Raw genomic sequence first — 16,306 nt, 5'->3', positions numbered from 1 at the left:
GGTCAGCGCTCCTCGGAGATGGGTTCGCGGGTGGGGGTCGGGGCGGGGCCGCCGTCCTCCCAGCGCACGTCGACGATCTGCAGTTCCCGGCCGGCGAGCAGGTCGGTCCGCGTCCCGCCGCACGCGGGGCAGGTCAGGTGCGGCGGCATGCCGACGGCCCATTCGTGCGCGCAGGGAGTGCAGCGGGCCCGCCCCGGTACGGCTTCGGTGACTAGTTCGGCGCCTTCCAACAGGGTTCCGGCGCAGGCCAGTTCGAAGCAGAAGGTGAGGGAGTCGGGGACGACACCGGCGAGTTCGCCGACCTGGAGCCGTACCGATCGGACCGCCGTGACGTTCCCGGCCCGGTCGGCGGCCTCGGCGACCTGATCGACCACGGCCAGCGCGACGGACATCTCGTGCATGGGTCGTTGCCGTCCTTTCGCCGCCTGTCTCACGCCGGGGTTCATTACAGGCGTGCCCGCCCGGGTCGTCCGGCCCGGCACGCCGTCACCGGCCGGCGGGTACGCCGTTCGACGCAACCGCACGGCCCACCGTTCGCCGCCCGGCGGCTCACCGCCGCGCGGCTCACATCCGGCGGATCCGCAGGTAGCGCTTGATGTCCGGCAGGACCTCGGCGGCCACGGCGACCAGGGCGGCCATGGCCGCTCCTCCGATGACGATCTTCTTCATCCCGTCTCTCCTCATGTCGCGGCCTCAGCGGTTGAGGCCTGTGCCACGGACGGCTCACCGTTCCGCAGCAGCTCTTCGATCAGCCGGACGGCCTCCGGCACGGCCTCGGACACCGGCATGCTGAGCCCGATGCGCTCGTCCACCGAGGCCGGTTCGCAGCCGACGACGAGGACGCGGCGCGGTGGTTCGCCGCCGGTCCCGGCGCAGAGGGTGCCCAGCAGCGCCAGGACGGTGTCGGGGGTCATCCGGTGGCCGTCCAGGGCGGGCGCGGCCGACGACGGGCTCGCGCCGCCGACCTCGTGTTCGATCACATACAGCGTGCCGGGGGCTCCGCCGCGTGCCGTGGCGTCCACGAGGACGAGGGTGTCGTAGCCGTCCAGGAGCTGGTAGGCGAGGTGCACTCCCCGTACTCCGATGTCCACCACCTCGATGTGGGGAGGGAGTTCGCGTTCGCCGAGCAGGCGGACGGTCTCCACGCCGAAGCCGTCGTCGCCGAGGAAGACGTTGCCGATACCGGCGACGAGGGTGCGGGGACCGGGCCGGTCCGTGGGGTTCATGCGGGGTCCTCCAGCGGGGTGATCTCGTCGGGCTGGAAGTACAGGAAGCGGCCCTGTTCGCGGCGGATGTCGGCGCCCGGGTCGCCCTCGACGGTGACGGCGAGGTGCACTCCGCCGTCGACGTCGTGCAGGACGGCCTCGACCGTCGCGGTGCGGCCCCGCAGGAAGATGTCCTGCGCGTCGGTGTGCCGCAGGCCCGGGTGCAGTTCGACGCGGCTGCCCTTGCCCACCGGCCGGCCGCCCACGACGACTCGGTCCTGGGCCGGGTCGAACCCCGCGTCGCTCGCGGGGTCCCACCAGGGGGTGTCCGGCCGCGGCACCCCGTGCTCGTCGGGGAAGCCGTCGGCTCGGGCGGCGGGCCCGGGGCCGGGGCCGGCGGGTTCGGGTCCGGTGACCTCGCGTAGGCTGCGCACCGCTCCGTGCAGCCGTTCCAGGACCTCGGCCGGCATCGAGTCCGCCAGCTCGATGACGGCGGCGGCCCGTTCGTCGGTGCCCCGGGCCTCGCGTTTCTCCTCGTCGGTGAGGGCGGCGGTGCGCAGGGCGAGGATCTCGTCGATCTCGGTGGCGTCGTAGAGCGCACCGGGGCTCTCCGGGGCGATGGCCGGATGGTCCTCCAGGATGATCGGCGAGGACAGCACGAGGTCGGCGCGGCCGGGTTCGCCGGCGAGGACGGGCCAGGTGTGGAGGTTGCGGCAGGCGGCGACCGCGCCCTTGGCCCATTCGGGGGGATCGGTCATGGACAGGAACGAGCCGGCGCTGAGGGCCATGAGGAGGTGGGTGGCCACCAGGGAGTGCGGCAGCGCCGCGTCCCGGTCGGCGGCCCGGCCCTCGGGCGGGGTCCAGCCGCTCGTGTTCTCGACGACGGCGGTCAGCCGCAACACCCGGTAGGGACCGTCGAGTTCGCGGGCGGACAGCCGGACCGTGCCGTTGATCTCCTCGCAGCGCCGGACCAGCCGTCCGACGCCGCGGCCGGCCGCGTCCAGGACGGGTGCGGTGTCCTCCCGGGCGGGGAGGTGGAAGGGACGGGTGACGCCGTCGCCGAGGAGGTCGTCGACGGGCGCGATCACCTCGACGCGTTCCTCGAAACCCTCGTCCCAGGGCACCAGCACCCGGTCGTCGAGGTCGAGTTCGGGGACGGTGTCGTAGCCGCCGTCCGGGCGGAGGCGCTGCACCGTGCGCCGCCGGGCGTGCAGGAACCGCACCTCGACCGAGAGGGTCGCGCCCGCCCTGGGTTCCATCAGGCATTCGGTGTGCTGGAAGTCGTGCTCCTCGCACTCGGCGCCCCAGCCGGGCGGTACGAGGACCCCGAACTGCCAGCGCAGCCGGTTCTTGGCGGCGGAGGCGCGGTACGGGTAGAGCACATAGCCCTCGAAGAGGACGGCGTCGGCCACCTGCCGGGCGAGGGCGAACCGTTCCTCGGTCTCGGCGGCGAACGCGGTGACGGTCACGGCTCGGTCCTTCCGGTGGTGCCGGTGAGGGCGCGGAACGGGTCCCGCACGGGCGCGTCGGCGGCACGGCTCTCGTCGAGCAGGGCGGTGAGGGTCGCCTCCCAGGAGGGCAGCGCGTGCCGGGAGCGGTAGGCGAGAAGGGCGTCCATGGTGTCGCGGGGCAGCCGGATCCAGCCGCAGCCGGGGAAGTGCTGCTCGACCATCTCCCGCCAGGCAGTGACCGGCATCCGGAAGGCCGCCTCCCGGTCCCAGGGGACGGGTTCGACGCGGAAGCCGGCGTCGCCGGTGAACGCGGTGCCGGAGAAGAGCATGAGCAGGGGGACCTCGCCGTCGGTGAGGGCGGTGAGGTAGCGGGTGGCGGCGATCTCCATGTCGTAGGTGCAGGGCACGACGAGGTCGGTCTCGATCTCTCCGGTGAAGCTCGGCACCATGACCGCGACCTGGGCGAACTGCACCGGCTGCAGGGTGCTGCCCCAGCGGGAGCGCTCGCCGAAGAGGTCCGCGAGCCCTTCGGCCTCGGCGGGTTCGTAGCCGCGTCGGGCGGGTTCGATACGGATCTGGCAGCGCAGGGCGAGGGCGTGCACGCGCGCGTTGTCGGCGGCGGTGACGCGGAGCCGGAAGACGAGGGTGGGTCCGGCGGCGTACCGGTCGGCGCGGACGCCGGTGCAGGCGAAGGAGAACTCCGTCACGGGCGCACCGCCTCGGCCGTCACGGATGCCGCCTCTTCCGGCCGGTGAGCCTCCGTGTCCACGGGACGGGCGCGGCGCGCGACGTCCGCGAAGAACGTGTCCAGGGCGGCGCGGGCCTCGGCCCCGCCGTCGAAGCCCTGCCACAACAGGCGCATGCGGCCGACAAGTTCGTAGCAGATGTCGATGGGGACGAGGTGGCATTCGAAGTGGCCGTCGGTGCGGCGCAGCAGCAGCGCCTCGACGTCGGGTTCGAGGAGTGCGGCGAGGCGGCTGCCGCCGAGGACCGCCTCCCAGGTGGCGGGTTCGAGTTCGCTCTCGGTGGCTCCGGCCGGGCTCGGGTAGAGGGCTACGAGCCGGTCGAGCGCCGCGTTGCGGAAGAGGAAGGCGACGCCGACCGGGATCTGCAGGGCCTCCCAGGCGGTGTCGTCGAGGCGGTGTCCGGGGTCGGTGAGGTAGCGGGCCGGGACCGCGCGGAAGCGGCCCGCGGCAGCGCCCGGCTGTTCCATCAACAGGGCGCAGGCGGTGCAGGCGCAGACGAGGGCGCGCTTCTCGGTGTCGACGAGGTGGCGATGGTTCTCGGGCACCGCCACCGCGCACAGTTCGCATCGTTCGGGCTGCGGTGGGCGTTCGGTGACGAACCGGCGCAGGCCGGCTGCGGTGGCGGTCACCGGGTTTTCGTCCCGATCTGCAACAGGGTGGGCGCGGCCTTCAGTTCGACGACCGTGACCTCGGGTGCGAAGCAGGCGAGCGCCGCCTCGGCGGCCTGCCGGGCGTCCTCGCCCGAGCCGCAGCCGCAGCCACCGCCGCTCTCCCGGGCCCGCAGGGTGAGTGTGCCGGTGTCCTCGTCGAAGTCCGCGATGTCCAGGGCGTGTTCGCGGACGCTGTCGAGGGCGCGGGCGATACGGGTGTCGCGGTCCTCGGGGTGCAGGTCGTGCAGGACGAGCAGGCTCGCGACCAGTTCGTCCCCGAGGAGACGGGCCGCCGGGTCGCCGGGTGCGGTGGACAGCAGGTGGAGGACGCGGGCGAGGCCCGCGCCGTAGAAGTCCATGAGGGAGCGCACGAGTTCCTCCGCGGCCGTGGTGACGGCCGGGTCGCCGCTTTCGGCCAGCCGGTCGAGCACCTCCTCGACGCGGCGTCCGGTCTGCTGCGCGTCGACGGGCCGCGCCGTCGTGGTGGCGCTCATCCGCCCAGTCCGCTCAGGCCGGTGGGGACGTGCATCGACTTCACGGTCTTGCCGCCGCCGACGTACATGTGGACGCCGCAGGGCAGACAGGGGTCGAAGCTGCGGACGGCGCGCATGATGTCGATGCCCTTGAAGTTCTCCGGGGTGTTCTCCTCGAAGATGGGCGTGTTCTGCACGGCGTCCTCGTACGGGCCGGGGGTGCCGAAGGTGTCCCTGGTGCTGGCGTTCCAGGGGGTCGGCGGATACGGGTGGTAGTTGGCGATCTTGCCGTCGCGGATGACCATGTGGTGGGAGAGGACACCGCGGACGGCCTCGGTGAAGCCGACGCCGATGCCCTGGTCCGGGACCTCGAACTTCTCCCAGGTCTGGGTGCGTCCGGCGCGGACCTCGGCGAGGCCCTTCTCCGCGCAGTGCAGGGCGACGGCGGCGGCGTACGCCTGGAAGTAGGTGCGGGCGCGGTTGCGTTCCAGGGCGTTGGACCACTGCGGGATCTTCCACTCGAAGGTGGTCTCCGGCTTGGTCATGGTGCGGGGCAGGTTGATGACCACGCTGTGGCCGGTGGCCTTGATGTAGCCGATGTCGACGAGCCCGGACAGGGCGGTGGACCACAGGCGGGCGATGGGGCCGCCGCCGGTGTCCAGGGCGAGGTGGTCCTTGCCGTCGAACCAGCGCGGGGACATGACCCAGCTGTACTTGTCGTCGAAGTTCCGCTTCTGCGGGGCCGGGATCGTGTGCTGGTTCCACGGGTGGCGCGGGTCGACGGGGTTGCCGAGCGGGTCGTGGGTGACGAACTGCTCCTGGCCCTGCCAGTCCTCGTAGTAGGAGCTGCCGAGGAGGATGCGGATGCCGAGGTTGATCTCGGTGAGGTCGTTGGTGACGAGTTTGCCGTCCACGACGACGCCGGGGGTGACGAACATCTTCCGTCCCCAGTCGGTCATGTTGGCGTAGGTGAAGTCGCAGTACTCGGGGTCGTTGAGCGCACCCCAGCAGCCGAGCATGACGCGGCGGCGGCCGACCTCCTCGTAGCCGGGCAGGGCCTCGTAGAAGAAGTCGAACAGGTCGTCGTGCAGGGGGACGACGCGCTTCATGAACTCGACGTACCGCATGAGGCGGCTCATGTAGTCGGTGAAGAGCTGGACGGAGGCGATGGTGCCGACGCCGCCCGGGTAGAGCGTGGAGGGGTGCACATGGCGGCCCTCCATCAGGCAGAACATCTCGCGGGTGTAGCGGCTCACTTGGAGCGCCTCGCGGTAGAACTCGCCCTCCAGCGGGTTGAGCGAGCGCATGATGTCGGCGATGGTGCGGTAGCCGTGCTCGGCGGCGTGCGGGGCCTCGGTGCGTTCGGCGAGTTCGAGGACGCCGGGGTTGGTCTCCTTGACCATTTTCTCGCAGTAGTCGACCCCGACCAGGTTCTCCTGGAAGATGTTGTGGTCGAACATGTACTCCGCCGACTCACCGAGGTTGATGATCCACTCGCCGAGGTGCGGGGGCTTCACGCCGTACGCCATGTTCTGCGCGTACACCGAGCAGGTGGCGTGGTTGTCGCCGCAGATGCCGCAGATGCGGCTGGTGATGAAGTGGGCGTCGCGGGGGTCCTTGCCGCGCATGAAGACGCTGTAGCCGCGGAAGACCGACGAGGTGCTGTAGCACTCGGCGACCCGCTTCTGCTTGAAGTCGATCTTCGTGTGGATGCCGAGGGAGCCCACGATCCGGGTGATCGGGTCCCAGGCCATCTCCACCAGGCCACTGCCGTCGCCGGCCGTCTTCGTCTTCGGTGCCATCTGGGTGCGTGCCCTTCGTTGCGTCATTGCGCGGGAGGTTGGGGTGGGGGGTGCACGAGGCGGGGAGCCGGCTACTCGTGGGGGTCGCTCACCACGGGGGCCGGTACCCGGTGGTGATCTTTTCTCCGGTACGGCGCCACTTGGGCTCCTTGTCCACGGTCCTGGCGGTGATCGACCGCAGCTTGCGGACCACGGCGCCGTACGCCCCGCTGGCGTTGCTCGACAGCTTGGCGCCGGGGGGTTCGTCCATGAACGGCATGAACTTGTCGGGGAACCCGGGCATGGTGCAGGCGATGCAGATGCCGCCGACGTTGGGGCAGCCGCCGATGCCGTTCATCCAGCCGCGCTTGGGGACGTTGCACTTGACGACCGGTCCCCAGCAGCCGAGCTTGACCAGGCAGGTCGGCGAGTCGTACGACGTGGCGAACTGGCCCTGCTCGTAGTAGCCGGCCCGGTCGCAGCCCTCGTGCACGGTGGCCCCGAACAGCCAGGTGGGGCGGAGCTTGTCGTCGAGCGGGATCATCGGCGCGGCGCCGGCCGCCTGGTAGAGCAGGTAGGTGAGCGTCTCGGAGAAGTTGTCGGGCTGGATCGGGCAGCCCGGGACGCACACGATGGGGATGCCGGCCTGGGACTTCCAGTCCCAGCCGAGGTAGTCCGGGACGCCCATCGCGCCGGTCGGGTTGCCGGCCATGGCGTGGATGCCGCCGTACGTGGCGCAGGTGCCGATGGCGACGACCGCGAGGGCCTTCGGGGCGAGCCGGTCGATCCACTCGCTGGTGGTGATCGGCTGGCCGGTCTCCGGGTTGTCGCCGAAGCCGCACCAGTAGCCCTCGGGCTTGATCGCCTCGTTGGGGACGGAGCCCTCGACGACCAGGACGAACGGGTCGATCTCGCCCCGCTCCCCCTTGAAGAACCACTCGATGAACGTGTCCGCGCCGCCGACCGGACCGCACTCGAAGTCGATGAGCGGCCAGTGGACGGCGATCTTCGGCAGCCCCGGCAGCACACCGAGCACGATCTCCTCGATGCTGGGCTGCATGGCCGCCGTCAGCGCGACCGAGTCGCCGTCGCAGCTGAGCCCCGCGTTGATCCAGAGAATGTGGATCGTGGGGGCCTCGTCGGCGGGCGCGCCGCCCGCGTTCGCGGCATCGACTGTTGCCGGCGTCGCCTCAGTCATGGGACCGCCTCCTGGGGAGGTAAGGGATGAAAGCCTTCATTTCGACCATCGCTTCTCTTCGTATCAGCCGATCGGCCGCGACGGGACGCCATCGGGGGCCGTTCCGGTGACGTCGGCGGAGGAGCGGAACCGGCCGGTTCACGCAACCGGGGCGGGCGCGAGGTGCGGCGGGGTGCGCGGTGGCCGCTCCTTGTGCACGAAGGCGCGGCGCAGGGCGTGATAGGGGGCGTCCGGGTCGTCGAAGGTCCGGCGCATCCGGTCCAGCTCCCGCTCACGGAAGCCGGCGAGCGGGGTCGTGCTCTCCAGCCGGTCCAGCTCGGTCTTCTTCGCGGTGATCCGCGCCGAGGTCGCCGGAAGGGCCGCGAGACGCGCCGCGAGATCGCCGACCTCCACGGCGAACGCGCCGGGGCCGCGGTCGACGACCCGGTCGACGAGCCCGAGGCGCAGGGCGCCCGCCGCGCTCACCGGCAGCGCCTCCTCCAGAAGCCGTTCGGCCGTCCCCGGGCCCACCCGGCGCGGCAGCGTGTACGTCCAGTACTCCGAGCCGTACAGACCCATCAGCCGGTAGTGCGGGTTCAGCACGGCGCCCGAGCGGCACCACACCTCGTCGGCGGCCAGGGCGAGCATCACCCCGCCCGCCGCCGCGTTGCCCGGGACCGCGGCGACCACCAGTCGGTCCGTGGTGGTCAGGACCGCCTCGACCAGGTCGTCGATCGCCTCGATGTTCGCCCGGGACTCGGCGGCGGGGTCGGCGGCGGCCTCGATGACGTGGAGATGGATCCCGTTGGAGAAGAAGTCCCGCTCCCCGCCCAGCACCAGCACCGTCGTGGGCCGCGCGCACGCCTCCCGGTAGGCGTCCAGCAGCCGCCGGCACCGGTCCGTGCTCATGGCGCCGCCGGGGAAGGAGAAGCTCAGGAAGCCCACGTTCCCGTCCTCCCGGTAGCGAATGTCCGACCACGTGTCGTACGGCACCTCGGGCAGCGCAGGCAGGGCGTGTTCGGGCAGCGCGGGCAGCCGGTCGCCCAGGGCCCGTACGGCCGGCAGCTTGTAGGTGGGCGGCATCCCGGGCAGGCGCCGGGGCCGCAGCTCGGGGATCCACACGGCGCCGTCCCTGGTGGCCCGGCAGATCGCCCCGGCCCGGGTGGCCAGCAGCTCGCCCGGCCGGCCGCGCAGCACGCTCTCGGGGTGACCGCCGTGCAGATACCACTCGCCGCCGAGCAGGACGTCCAGTACGCCGGGCTGCGAATCCGCCGCCCGCAGCTTGCGCAGGACGTCCCGGGTGGAGTCCTCGGCCCAGTCGATCCGCCGGACGCCCTGGTCGAGGTAGGGACGCGTGCGCAGCCGGGAGTCGGTCACGTCCGCCGCGACCTGCTTGAGCGGTACGTAGGTGCCCTCGGCGAACCGCTCCACCGCGAGCAGGACGGCCTCGATCGCGGCGTCGGCGATCTCGCCCCGGTACAGCTCGCTCTTGGACACGGCCGGGATCCGGCACGGCACGGTGGCCCACACATCACCGGCGTCCATCTCCGCGTCGGCCTGCAGGACGGTGACGCCCCACTCCTCGAAGCCCTCGTGGATCGCCCAGTCCAGGGAGGAGGGGCCCCGGTCGCCGAGGGGGCCGGGGTGGACGACGAGGCAGGTGTGGGCCGACCAGACCTCCTCGGGGATCGCCGTCCGCAGCATCGGAGCCACGATCAGCTCGGGCGCGTGCCGTCGCACGGCTTCCGCCAACGGCGTTTCCGGCAGGGCGAGTTCGACCGCCACGGTGTGGCCGCGGTCGCGCAGCTCGGCGTGGGTGCGCTGGGTGAGGCTGTTGAACGCGCTGGCCAGGATCAGGATGTGCACGGCTGCCTCCGGGCGGACGTACGGCAGGCAGGGATGACCGCCGACCGAGATCCTCGGCCACGGCGGTCCGCCGCCTCCGGCGACAGACGGGCCGGGTCATCCGAAAGCGGGCGCCGCTCCGCCGTACGGCCGTGGGCGGCCCCTCACCGGCACCTCAGCGGCGTCGCAGGCCGCTGGTGATGCGCTCCCAGGGGGTGCGGGTGGCGCCGAAGTGGGTCTCGTGGGCCCAGATGTGGGTGCACGAGCGGCACTGCAGATGGAGCAGGCTGCCGTGGTGGGCGAGGAGATAGCGCCAGTGCTCGGAGCAGGTGCGGCCCTGCTCGCAGGTGTCGCAGCCGCGCCGGTCGTCGCAGTTCGGGCAGGCCACCCAGGCGCGGCGGCCGATGTCGGCCTGCGGGTCAAGCGGCAGCATGGCCGCCGCCTCCGCCCGGCAGCACCCCGGCAGCGACCAGCTCGTCGTACACGCGCTGCTGCTCCGCGCTGAGACCGGAGTACAGCAGCCCGTATGCCGCCTCCTCGTCGCGCAGGGCGGCCACCGGGTCCCAGTCGGGGCCGAGGGCCTCCAGGACATGGGCGCGCCGGAGCATTTCGTGCGAGGTCAGGTCGACGACCAGGTCGACTGTCGCGGAGGCGTCGGGACGGGCCTCGGCGGGGTCGCTCGCCGGGACGGGTTCATCCGGATCGCCGGGAAGGGCGCGGCCATGGTGGGACATACGACCGAACGTAGGGAGGCGTTCGGTGCCCCGGCAAGAGCAGGTGGGGGAAGTCACACCAGGTCAGGGCGTCGGTGATCGATCCGGGAGCCCTGCGTCGGGGCCGCGCCGGGGCTCTGTCGGAGCCCGCGCCGGGGCTACGTCGGGGCCCGCTCACGGGGGCTCACGGGGCTCACAGGCCGGCGAAGAGGTCGTCCAGCGGGGCGGGCACCCGGTCGGGGGTGAGCGCTTCGACGAGGAGGCGGCCGTAGCGGATCTTGCGGCCCTTCTTCGTGCCGAGGAAGCGGCGCAGCTGCTGGTGCCGGGGCCGGCCGTCCTGGGCGGGCTGCCGCAGGAAGGTCTGCCAGGGGCGCAGCTCGTCCTCGGCCTCGATGATCTGCTCGACCCGGGCCGGGCCCAGCGCGCGGATCAGCTCGTCCTCCAGGTCGGCCGTGCAGACGAAGACGCTCGGGCGGGGTGCCGAGGCCGGGTCGAGGCCTCTGTCGAAGAAGGGTTTCTCGCGTACGTCGCACAGACCGACGAGGCGCAGCCCGAGACCGGACGGTCCGAGGAGCCCCGCGTAACGGCCGACGCTCATCGCCCCGCCCATCGACATCACGCACACCCCCTCGGAGGCCAGGTCACGGCCCCGCCGCTCGGCCAGCGCCTCGACGGCCGCGAGGTCGCTGAGCCCTTCCAGCAGGACCGCGGTGTGTACGTCGAGGTGCTCCGCGAGTTCCCTCGCGGGCCCGCCGAAGCCACCGGCCGCCCAGCCGGTGACCTCGTCCCGGAACATCCGTATGTCGCCCATGCCGATGTCGCCCATGCCGGGGAGTCTGCTACGTCCACCGGCATGGGCGCACGCGATATTCGGCTGCGCGGTCGCGCGCCCGCGCAGCCGAACGGTTCACGAGGGAACGAGGTGCCGGATCAGCGGATCTCGGTGGTCCGGGTCTCCTTCAGGGAACCGCAGTTGGAGTTCTCCACCGACACGTACACGTTGTCGATGCTGCCGCCCCAGCTCACGCAGAAGCCCTTGCCGTAGACGTAGGCCGGCCCCGCGTAGGACGAGTAGTCGTCGGCGTCACCGGCGTACTCGTCGGTCGCGGGGACGTAGACCCACGTGGACATGGGCTTGAGCGTGCCCGGGTTGGTGCGGATCGTCGCGACGCAGTTCTCGCCGTTCGACGGGTTGTAGGTCAGGTAGACCTTGCCCAGCGCACCGATCGGCGCCGAGTTGACGGTCTTGTAGGCCTTGCCGCAGACGCCCTGCGGGGTGACGTTGGGAGCCGCGGACGCGGTCGCGCTGAACGCCGTCGCGGAGCCCACCGCCAGAACCGTTAACGCCCCGACGGTCACCGCATTGCGGATGGATCGCATATTTCCCCCTTGGGTCATGAGAGCACCTTTGCTCCCACTTGATGTGACCCGCGAGTGGTGCGGATGGTTGTACCGGGTTCGGAGGTGGTGGGCCGCCGACGGAGCGCGATGAGGCGTCCGTGCCGGTCAGAGGGTGAGCAGCTCCTCGTGAAAACCGCCGAACTCGCTTTCCCGGTCGATGAGATGGATCTCCAGGATCCAGTGGCAGCGGCGACCGGCCTTGTCGGTGCGGCGCATCGGGGTGGCGTTGGCGGGGGTGATGTACGACTCCGCGTCCGCGCCGTCGATCCACTCGTGCGGGAACTCGCCGACCAGGTGCCCGGCGTGCCAGCCGCCCAGCTCCCACCCGGACTCCTTCGCGAGCCGCTCGACCTCGGCGTACAGCTGTGCGCCGGTGATGTCGGGGTCCGCCTCGAAGAAGCTCCGGCCGGCGGCGAAGAGCCGGGGCAGGTCACCGCGCAGCCGGTGTTTGACCGGGTCCCCGCCCAGGACGAAGGTGCGGCCGAAATCGGCCGCGTACTCCTCGAAGATCGGCCCGAAGTCGGCGAACACGATGTCGTCCGCGCCGATCACCCGGTCCGGCGGGTTCTCCTTGTACGGCTTGAGCGTGTTCGGTCCGGAACGCACGATCCGCTTGTGCCAGTGCCGGGTCGTGCCGAACAGTTCGTTCGCCAGGTCCCGCACCCGGTCGCTGACCGCCCGCTCGCCCTCGCCCGGCGCGATCAGCCCGCGCTTCTCGACCTCCGAAAAGAGCCGCACGGCCTTCGCCTGGGCATCCAGCAACCGCGCCGCGCGCGTGGGTTCGTCGTCCGCCATGGGGCGAACGTAGTGACCTGGATCGCTTGCAGCAACAGGGTTCCGGTACGCGTACGGGAAGGCTGTCGCGCCGTCCGGTTCGGTCCTGTCCGCTCCAGGTCCGTGACTGTCGGCGGAACATTCGCGTCGGACCCGGCTACCGTGATCCGCACAGAAGACAGAAGGCAGTAGACCCGACAAACCACCCCTTCCCGGTGAGGCGTTCCCATGAGCCTGAGCATCCGCAACCAGATCCCCGGCACCGTCACCTCCGTCACCCCCGGCGAGGCCATGGCCACCGTCAAGGTCCGTCTCACGGGCGGGCAGGAGATCACCTCGGCGATCACCCTGGACGCCGTCCGAGAACTCGGCCTCGCCGCGGGCTCGCCCGTGAACGCCCTGGTCAAATCCACGGAGGTGTCTCTCGCGACCGGCGCCGTGGAGGGGCTGTCCATTCGCAACCGGCTGCCCGGCAGGGTGAGCGGTATCGCCGCCGGAGCGGCGATGGCCTCCGTCAAGGTCACCGTCGCGGGCGGCGAACTGACCGCCGCCATCACCCAGGACGCCGTCAGCGACCTCGGCCTCACCGTCGGCTCCCCCGTCACGGCGCTCATCAAGTCGACCGAGGTCGCCCTCGCCACCGCGTGACGGTCCGAGGGGACCGGCGTCGGGGCGCGTGCGGCGACGGGCGAGGTTACCTTCGGCGGTATGGACGGTGATCTTGGACGGTGGCGCCGGTGCCTGCTCGCCGGGGCGGTGTTCGCCGTCTGCATGGCGGGCACGACACTGCCGACCCCTCTGTACGGCCTCTACCAGGAGAAGTTCGGCTTCTCCGAGCTGACGGTCACCGTCGTCTACGCCGTCTACGCCTTCGGGGTCATCGGGGTGCTGCTGCTGGCGGGCAACGCCTCGGACGCCGTGGGCCGGCGGCCGGTGCTGCTGTGGGGCCTGGGGTTCGCGGCGGGGAGTGCCGTCTGCTTCCTGTGCGCCACCGCGCTCGGCTGGCTGTATGCGGGACGGCTGCTGTCCGGGCTGTCCGCCGGCCTGTTCACGGGGGCGGCCACGGCGTACGTCATGGAGTTGGCGCCCCGGGGCGGTGCCTCGCGGGCCACGTTCGTGGCGACCGCGGCGAACATGGGCGGGCTCGGCTGCGGTCCACTGCTCGCCGGGGCGCTCGCGCAGTACGCCGACCGGCCGCTGCATCTGCCATTCGCCGTGCATCTGGCTCTGGTGACCTGCTCGGCCGCCGTCGTGCTGTGGCTTCCGGAGACCGTGCGGGAGCGCCGACCGCTGCGCACGGTACGGCCGCGGCGGCCCAGTCTGCCCCCGCGGGTGCGGGTGGTCTTCGGGCCGGCCGCCGCCGCGTCGTTCGTGGGGTTCGCCCTGTTCGGCGTGTTCACCTCGGTCAGCCCGGCCTTCCTCGCACAGTCCCTGGACGTGCGCGACCACGCGGTGAGCGGACTCGTCGTCGCGCTGGCCTTCTTCGCCTCGACCGCCGGGCAACTGGCCGTCGGCCGGGTCGGTATGAGCCGGTCGCTGCCGCTGGGCTGCGCCGGACTGCTGGCCGGGCTGGCGCTGCTGGCCGGCGCACTGCACTGGGAGCTCCTGGCGCTGGTGGTGCTGAGCGCCGTCGTCGGCGGGATCGGGCAGGGGCTCGCCTTCCGTGGCGCGCTGTCCGCGGTGGCCGCCGCGTCCGCCCCGGACGGGCGCGCGGCCGTGATCTCGACTCTCTTCGTCGTCGCCTACACGGGCATCTCGGTCCCCGTCATCGGCGTGGGCCTCCTCGCGGAACCGATCGGCCTGGAGGGCGCCGGGCTCGTCTTCATCGCATGCATGGCCCTCCTGGTGTCGATCGCGGGCGTCTATCTGCTGCGGCGACCGGTACCGGCGCCGAGGCCGGAGCCGGGGAGCGAGAGGGTGCGCTGAGGGCGGGTGGCGGATGGCGGGTGCGCTGAGGGCGGATGGCGGATGGCGGGTGCCGGATGGCGCGGGGTGCCACGGCGTGGCGCCAAGACGGTGCCATGTGGCGCCACGCTGAGCCACCAGGGATGGATGCAGCCGCGTGGCGCCATAGTCGCACCCACGAGTGCCATCGCGTTTAGGCAGGTCAGATCGGTAGCGAGGGATTTCCATCCAGAAAAGCGCCGCCGCCACTTGCACATGGCGCCACCTTGGCGCCATGATGGCGTCATGGACCTCACCCCGTATGTCGACACCCTCCGCCGCGAACTGGCGGTGGCCGCCGAGGCCGGCGGCGAGGAAGCACGCGAGCTGGCGGAGCGGCTCACCGCTCCGCTGGAGTCGGCGACCCGGCTGACCTTGCTCAATGTGCTCTCCGCCGCGATGGACGAGATCACCCGCGAACTCGCCCCCGGCTCGGTCGACGTACGGCTGCGCGGGCTGGACCCCGACTTCGTGGTGGCACTGCCATTCGTTCACGGCGGCGCCCCCGTGGAGCCCGTCGCCGCGCCCGCCGAACCGCTCGCGGCACCGTCACCGTCGCCTACGTATGCCGACGGCGACGAGGGGGGCACCGCCCGCGTCAATCTGCGGCTGCCGGCCCACCTCAAGGCCCGCGCCGAGGAGGCGGCGGCCCGCGAGGGGCTCTCGGTCAACGCGTGGCTGGTGCGCACCGTGTCCGCCGCGGTCGACGGTGGCACCCGGCCGCAGGCGGCGGAGAGAGCCCAGACCATCGGACAGAGCTTCACGGGCTGGGTGCGCTAGCGGCACTCCCGCCCGCGCGACCGCGCTCGCACAACCCAGCCCTGCCCAGCCATACGACTTCACCCACCCACACCACGTCCCACCAGCGGGGACGCCCCAAGGACTCATGAGGACGGGACAGCCATGCCTTCTTTCGACACTCCCGAGCCGATCTCGGTCACCGCTCACGTGTACGCCGGTTCCCTTCACCTCAACGCGGGCGACCGCCACGACACCGTCGTCGAGGTGCGACCCCGCGACGCGGAGAAGGACCAGGATGTGCGGGCGGCCGACCAGACGGAGGTCGCGTACGCGAGCGGCGTCCTGACCGTCACCACACCCAAGGCCGGTCTGCTCGGGCGCGGCGGCACCGTCGACGTGACGGTGGAACTGCCCACGGGCTCGGACATCGACGTGACGGGCGCCGGGGTACGGGTGCTCGGGATGGGCCGGCTCGGCGAGGTCCGGGTGGACACCTCGGCCGGCGATGTCCGCCTCGCGACCACCGGACCCCTGCGGTTGAAGGCGTCGCACGGCCAGAGCACCGTCGACCGGGTCGAGGGCCCGGCCGAGATCACCAGCAGCACCGGCAACGTACGCGTCGGCCTCGTCGACGGCCCCGCAGTCTTCAAGAACTCGCACGGTACGACGACCGTCGGCGCCGTGACCGGCGAGCTGCGGGTGAGTGGCGCCAACGGTGCCATCGACATCGCCCGCGCCGAGGCGTCGGTCACCGGCACCACCACCAACGGCCTCCTCCGGGTCGCCGAAGTCGCCCGTGGCACCGTCCAGTTGGAGACCTCCAACGGCTCGATCGAGGTCGGCATCCGTGAGGGCACCGCCGCCTGGATCGACGTCAGCTCCCACCGCGGGCAGGTCCGCAACATGCTGGCCACCTCCGAGGCCCCCGAGCAGTCCGAGGACACCGTCAAGGTCCGCGCCCGGACCAACTGGGGCAACATCGACATCCTCCGCGCCACGGTCTGAGTCCGCCCTCACCCCCGCATCCGGTCGCCCCAACACTTCAGCCTTCGAAACGGGAGGGCACCATGCCTTCATCTGTCATGCCCACGTCCAATTTGCGTGGCGGCTCGCAGCCGACCGCCGCGATCTCCACGGTCGGTCTGCGCAAGTCCTACGGCGACAAGGTCGTGCTCGACGGCATCGATCTGCGGATCCCGGTCGGGTCCGTGTTCGCGCTGCTCGGGCCGAACGGCGCCGGGAAGACCACCGCCGTCAAGATCCTCTCCACCCTCATCACCGCCGACGGCGGACAGGCCCAGGTCGCGGGCCACGACATCGCCACCGCCCCGCAGGCGGTGCGCGCCGCGATCGGTGTCACCGGCCAGTTCTCCGCCGTCGACGGACTGATCACCGGCGAGGAGAA

At 71.8% G+C, this 16,306-nt stretch carries 20 protein-coding genes; 5 read left to right on the top strand and 15 right to left on the bottom strand.

Translation table 11 applies throughout. The features are described from left to right. Positions 1–2: 2 nt before the first annotated feature. From hypA to ACZ7MG_RS31500, 15 genes are all read right to left on the bottom strand, one after another. Positions 3–401 (bottom strand): hydrogenase maturation nickel metallochaperone HypA, encoded by a 399-nt coding sequence (hypA, locus tag ACZ7MG_RS31570; RefSeq protein ID WP_471381307.1) that lies wholly within the window; start codon positions 399–401, stop codon positions 3–5. A gap of 163 nt (positions 402–564) precedes the next feature. Then, complete coding sequence (locus ACZ7MG_RS31565; protein ID WP_471381306.1) at positions 565–669, bottom strand: DUF6893 family small protein; 105 nt, start codon at positions 667–669, stop codon at positions 565–567. Between the two features lie 11 nt (positions 670–680). Then, entirely contained in the window at positions 681–1,226 is a 546-nt protein-coding gene (locus ACZ7MG_RS31560; protein ID WP_471381304.1) for a hydrogenase maturation protease, read from the bottom strand. Beyond that, on the bottom strand, positions 1,223–2,674 hold the full coding sequence (locus ACZ7MG_RS31555) for a hypothetical protein (protein ID WP_471381303.1): 1,452 nt from the start codon (positions 2,672–2,674) through the stop codon (positions 1,223–1,225). The genes ACZ7MG_RS31560 and ACZ7MG_RS31555 overlap by 4 nt, the downstream gene beginning before the upstream one ends. Next, the gene (locus ACZ7MG_RS31550) at positions 2,671–3,363 is read right to left on the bottom strand and encodes a DUF6084 family protein (protein ID WP_471381302.1); all 693 of its coding nucleotides are present in this window, start codon (positions 3,361–3,363) and stop codon (positions 2,671–2,673) included. The genes ACZ7MG_RS31555 and ACZ7MG_RS31550 overlap by 4 nt, the downstream gene beginning before the upstream one ends. Next, positions 3,360–4,031 carry a DUF5947 family protein gene (locus ACZ7MG_RS31545; RefSeq protein WP_471381300.1) on the bottom strand — a complete coding sequence of 224 codons (672 nt, stop codon included), beginning with the start codon at positions 4,029–4,031 and terminating at the stop codon, positions 3,360–3,362. Before ACZ7MG_RS31545 ends, ACZ7MG_RS31550 begins: the two co-directional genes overlap by 4 nt. Further along, positions 4,028–4,546, bottom strand: a complete 519-nt coding sequence (locus ACZ7MG_RS31540; RefSeq protein ID WP_471381298.1) for a hypothetical protein — start codon at positions 4,544–4,546, stop codon at positions 4,028–4,030. Before ACZ7MG_RS31540 ends, ACZ7MG_RS31545 begins: the two co-directional genes overlap by 4 nt. Further along, on the bottom strand, positions 4,543–6,327 hold the full coding sequence (locus tag ACZ7MG_RS31535) for a nickel-dependent hydrogenase large subunit (RefSeq protein WP_471381296.1): 1,785 nt from the start codon (positions 6,325–6,327) through the stop codon (positions 4,543–4,545). Before ACZ7MG_RS31535 ends, ACZ7MG_RS31540 begins: the two co-directional genes overlap by 4 nt. An 88-nt stretch (positions 6,328–6,415) precedes the next feature. After that, positions 6,416–7,504 carry an NADH-quinone oxidoreductase subunit B family protein gene (locus ACZ7MG_RS31530; protein ID WP_471381295.1) on the bottom strand — a complete coding sequence of 363 codons (1,089 nt, stop codon included), beginning with the start codon at positions 7,502–7,504 and terminating at the stop codon, positions 6,416–6,418. 138 nt (positions 7,505–7,642) lie between these two features. Next, complete coding sequence (locus tag ACZ7MG_RS31525; protein WP_471381293.1) at positions 7,643–9,349, bottom strand: hydrogenase maturation protein; 1,707 nt, start codon at positions 9,347–9,349, stop codon at positions 7,643–7,645. A gap of 154 nt (positions 9,350–9,503) precedes the next feature. Next, positions 9,504–9,761 carry a hypothetical protein gene (locus tag ACZ7MG_RS31520; RefSeq protein ID WP_471381291.1) on the bottom strand — a complete coding sequence of 86 codons (258 nt, stop codon included), beginning with the start codon at positions 9,759–9,761 and terminating at the stop codon, positions 9,504–9,506. Further along, complete coding sequence (locus tag ACZ7MG_RS31515; protein ID WP_471381290.1) at positions 9,748–10,062, bottom strand: DUF6400 family protein; 315 nt, start codon at positions 10,060–10,062, stop codon at positions 9,748–9,750. Before ACZ7MG_RS31515 ends, ACZ7MG_RS31520 begins: the two co-directional genes overlap by 14 nt. A gap of 172 nt (positions 10,063–10,234) precedes the next feature. After that, the gene (locus tag ACZ7MG_RS31510) at positions 10,235–10,852 is read right to left on the bottom strand and encodes a TOPRIM nucleotidyl transferase/hydrolase domain-containing protein (protein WP_471381746.1); all 618 of its coding nucleotides are present in this window, start codon (positions 10,850–10,852) and stop codon (positions 10,235–10,237) included. 119 nt (positions 10,853–10,971) lie between these two features. Beyond that, entirely contained in the window at positions 10,972–11,421 is a 450-nt protein-coding gene (locus ACZ7MG_RS31505; RefSeq protein WP_471381289.1) for a spore-associated protein, read from the bottom strand. A 126-nt stretch (positions 11,422–11,547) separates the two neighbouring features. Further along, a complete protein-coding gene (locus ACZ7MG_RS31500; RefSeq protein ID WP_471381286.1) occupies positions 11,548–12,237 on the bottom strand; it encodes a M24 family metallopeptidase in 690 nt (229 codons plus the stop codon). Positions 12,238–12,444: 207 nt separating this feature from the next. Here ACZ7MG_RS31500 and ACZ7MG_RS31495 point away from each other — a divergent pair, with 207 nt between their 5' ends. The 5 genes from ACZ7MG_RS31495 to ACZ7MG_RS31475 all read left to right on the top strand — a co-directional run. Next, a complete protein-coding gene (locus tag ACZ7MG_RS31495; protein ID WP_471381284.1) occupies positions 12,445–12,864 on the top strand; it encodes a TOBE domain-containing protein in 420 nt (139 codons plus the stop codon). Between the two features lie 60 nt (positions 12,865–12,924). Beyond that, positions 12,925–14,142 carry an MFS transporter gene (locus tag ACZ7MG_RS31490; protein WP_471381283.1) on the top strand — a complete coding sequence of 406 codons (1,218 nt, stop codon included), beginning with the start codon at positions 12,925–12,927 and terminating at the stop codon, positions 14,140–14,142. Positions 14,143–14,406: 264 nt separating this feature from the next. Next, positions 14,407–14,940, top strand: coding sequence for a toxin-antitoxin system HicB family antitoxin (locus ACZ7MG_RS31485; protein WP_471381282.1), 534 nt, complete (start codon positions 14,407–14,409; stop codon positions 14,938–14,940). A gap of 123 nt (positions 14,941–15,063) precedes the next feature. Beyond that, a complete protein-coding gene (locus ACZ7MG_RS31480) occupies positions 15,064–15,906 on the top strand; it encodes a DUF4097 family beta strand repeat-containing protein (RefSeq protein WP_471381280.1) in 843 nt (280 codons plus the stop codon). A gap of 77 nt (positions 15,907–15,983) precedes the next feature. Then, a partial coding sequence (locus tag ACZ7MG_RS31475; RefSeq protein ID WP_471946274.1) for an ATP-binding cassette domain-containing protein occupies positions 15,984–16,306 on the top strand: 323 nt, incomplete at its 3' end.

The organism is Streptomyces sp. NPDC107538 (assembly GCF_055657445.1).
The sequence above is the reverse complement of the archived record's forward strand: the minus strand, read 5'-3'. Positions and strand labels throughout refer to the sequence as shown.

Bases quoted from the DNA above. Each gene is read 5' to 3' on its own strand.
- ACZ7MG_RS31490 (WP_471381283.1), top strand. From the start codon at position 12,925: ATGGACGGTGATCTTGGACGGTGGCGCCGGTGCCTGCTCGCCGGGGCG.
- ACZ7MG_RS31535 (WP_471381296.1), bottom strand. From the start codon at position 6,327: ATGGCACCGAAGACGAAGACGGCCGGCGACGGCAGTGGCCTGGTGGAG.
- ACZ7MG_RS31565 (WP_471381306.1), bottom strand. From the start codon at position 669: ATGAAGAAGATCGTCATCGGAGGAGCGGCCATGGCCGCCCTGGTCGCC.
- ACZ7MG_RS31505 (WP_471381289.1), bottom strand. From the start codon at position 11,421: ATGCGATCCATCCGCAATGCGGTGACCGTCGGGGCGTTAACGGTTCTG.
- ACZ7MG_RS31515 (WP_471381290.1), bottom strand. From the start codon at position 10,062: ATGTCCCACCATGGCCGCGCCCTTCCCGGCGATCCGGATGAACCCGTC.
- ACZ7MG_RS31480 (WP_471381280.1), top strand. From the start codon at position 15,064: ATGCCTTCTTTCGACACTCCCGAGCCGATCTCGGTCACCGCTCACGTG.
- ACZ7MG_RS31500 (WP_471381286.1), bottom strand. From the start codon at position 12,237: ATGGCGGACGACGAACCCACGCGCGCGGCGCGGTTGCTGGATGCCCAG.
- ACZ7MG_RS31485 (WP_471381282.1), top strand. From the start codon at position 14,407: ATGGACCTCACCCCGTATGTCGACACCCTCCGCCGCGAACTGGCGGTG.
- ACZ7MG_RS31530 (WP_471381295.1), bottom strand. From the start codon at position 7,504: ATGACTGAGGCGACGCCGGCAACAGTCGATGCCGCGAACGCGGGCGGC.
- ACZ7MG_RS31520 (WP_471381291.1), bottom strand. From the start codon at position 9,761: ATGCTGCCGCTTGACCCGCAGGCCGACATCGGCCGCCGCGCCTGGGTG.
- hypA (WP_471381307.1), bottom strand. From the start codon at position 401: ATGCACGAGATGTCCGTCGCGCTGGCCGTGGTCGATCAGGTCGCCGAG.
- ACZ7MG_RS31560 (WP_471381304.1), bottom strand. From the start codon at position 1,226: ATGAACCCCACGGACCGGCCCGGTCCCCGCACCCTCGTCGCCGGTATC.
- ACZ7MG_RS31495 (WP_471381284.1), top strand. From the start codon at position 12,445: ATGAGCCTGAGCATCCGCAACCAGATCCCCGGCACCGTCACCTCCGTC.
- ACZ7MG_RS31510 (WP_471381746.1), bottom strand. From the start codon at position 10,852: ATGGGCGACATACGGATGTTCCGGGACGAGGTCACCGGCTGGGCGGCC.
- ACZ7MG_RS31540 (WP_471381298.1), bottom strand. From the start codon at position 4,546: ATGAGCGCCACCACGACGGCGCGGCCCGTCGACGCGCAGCAGACCGGA.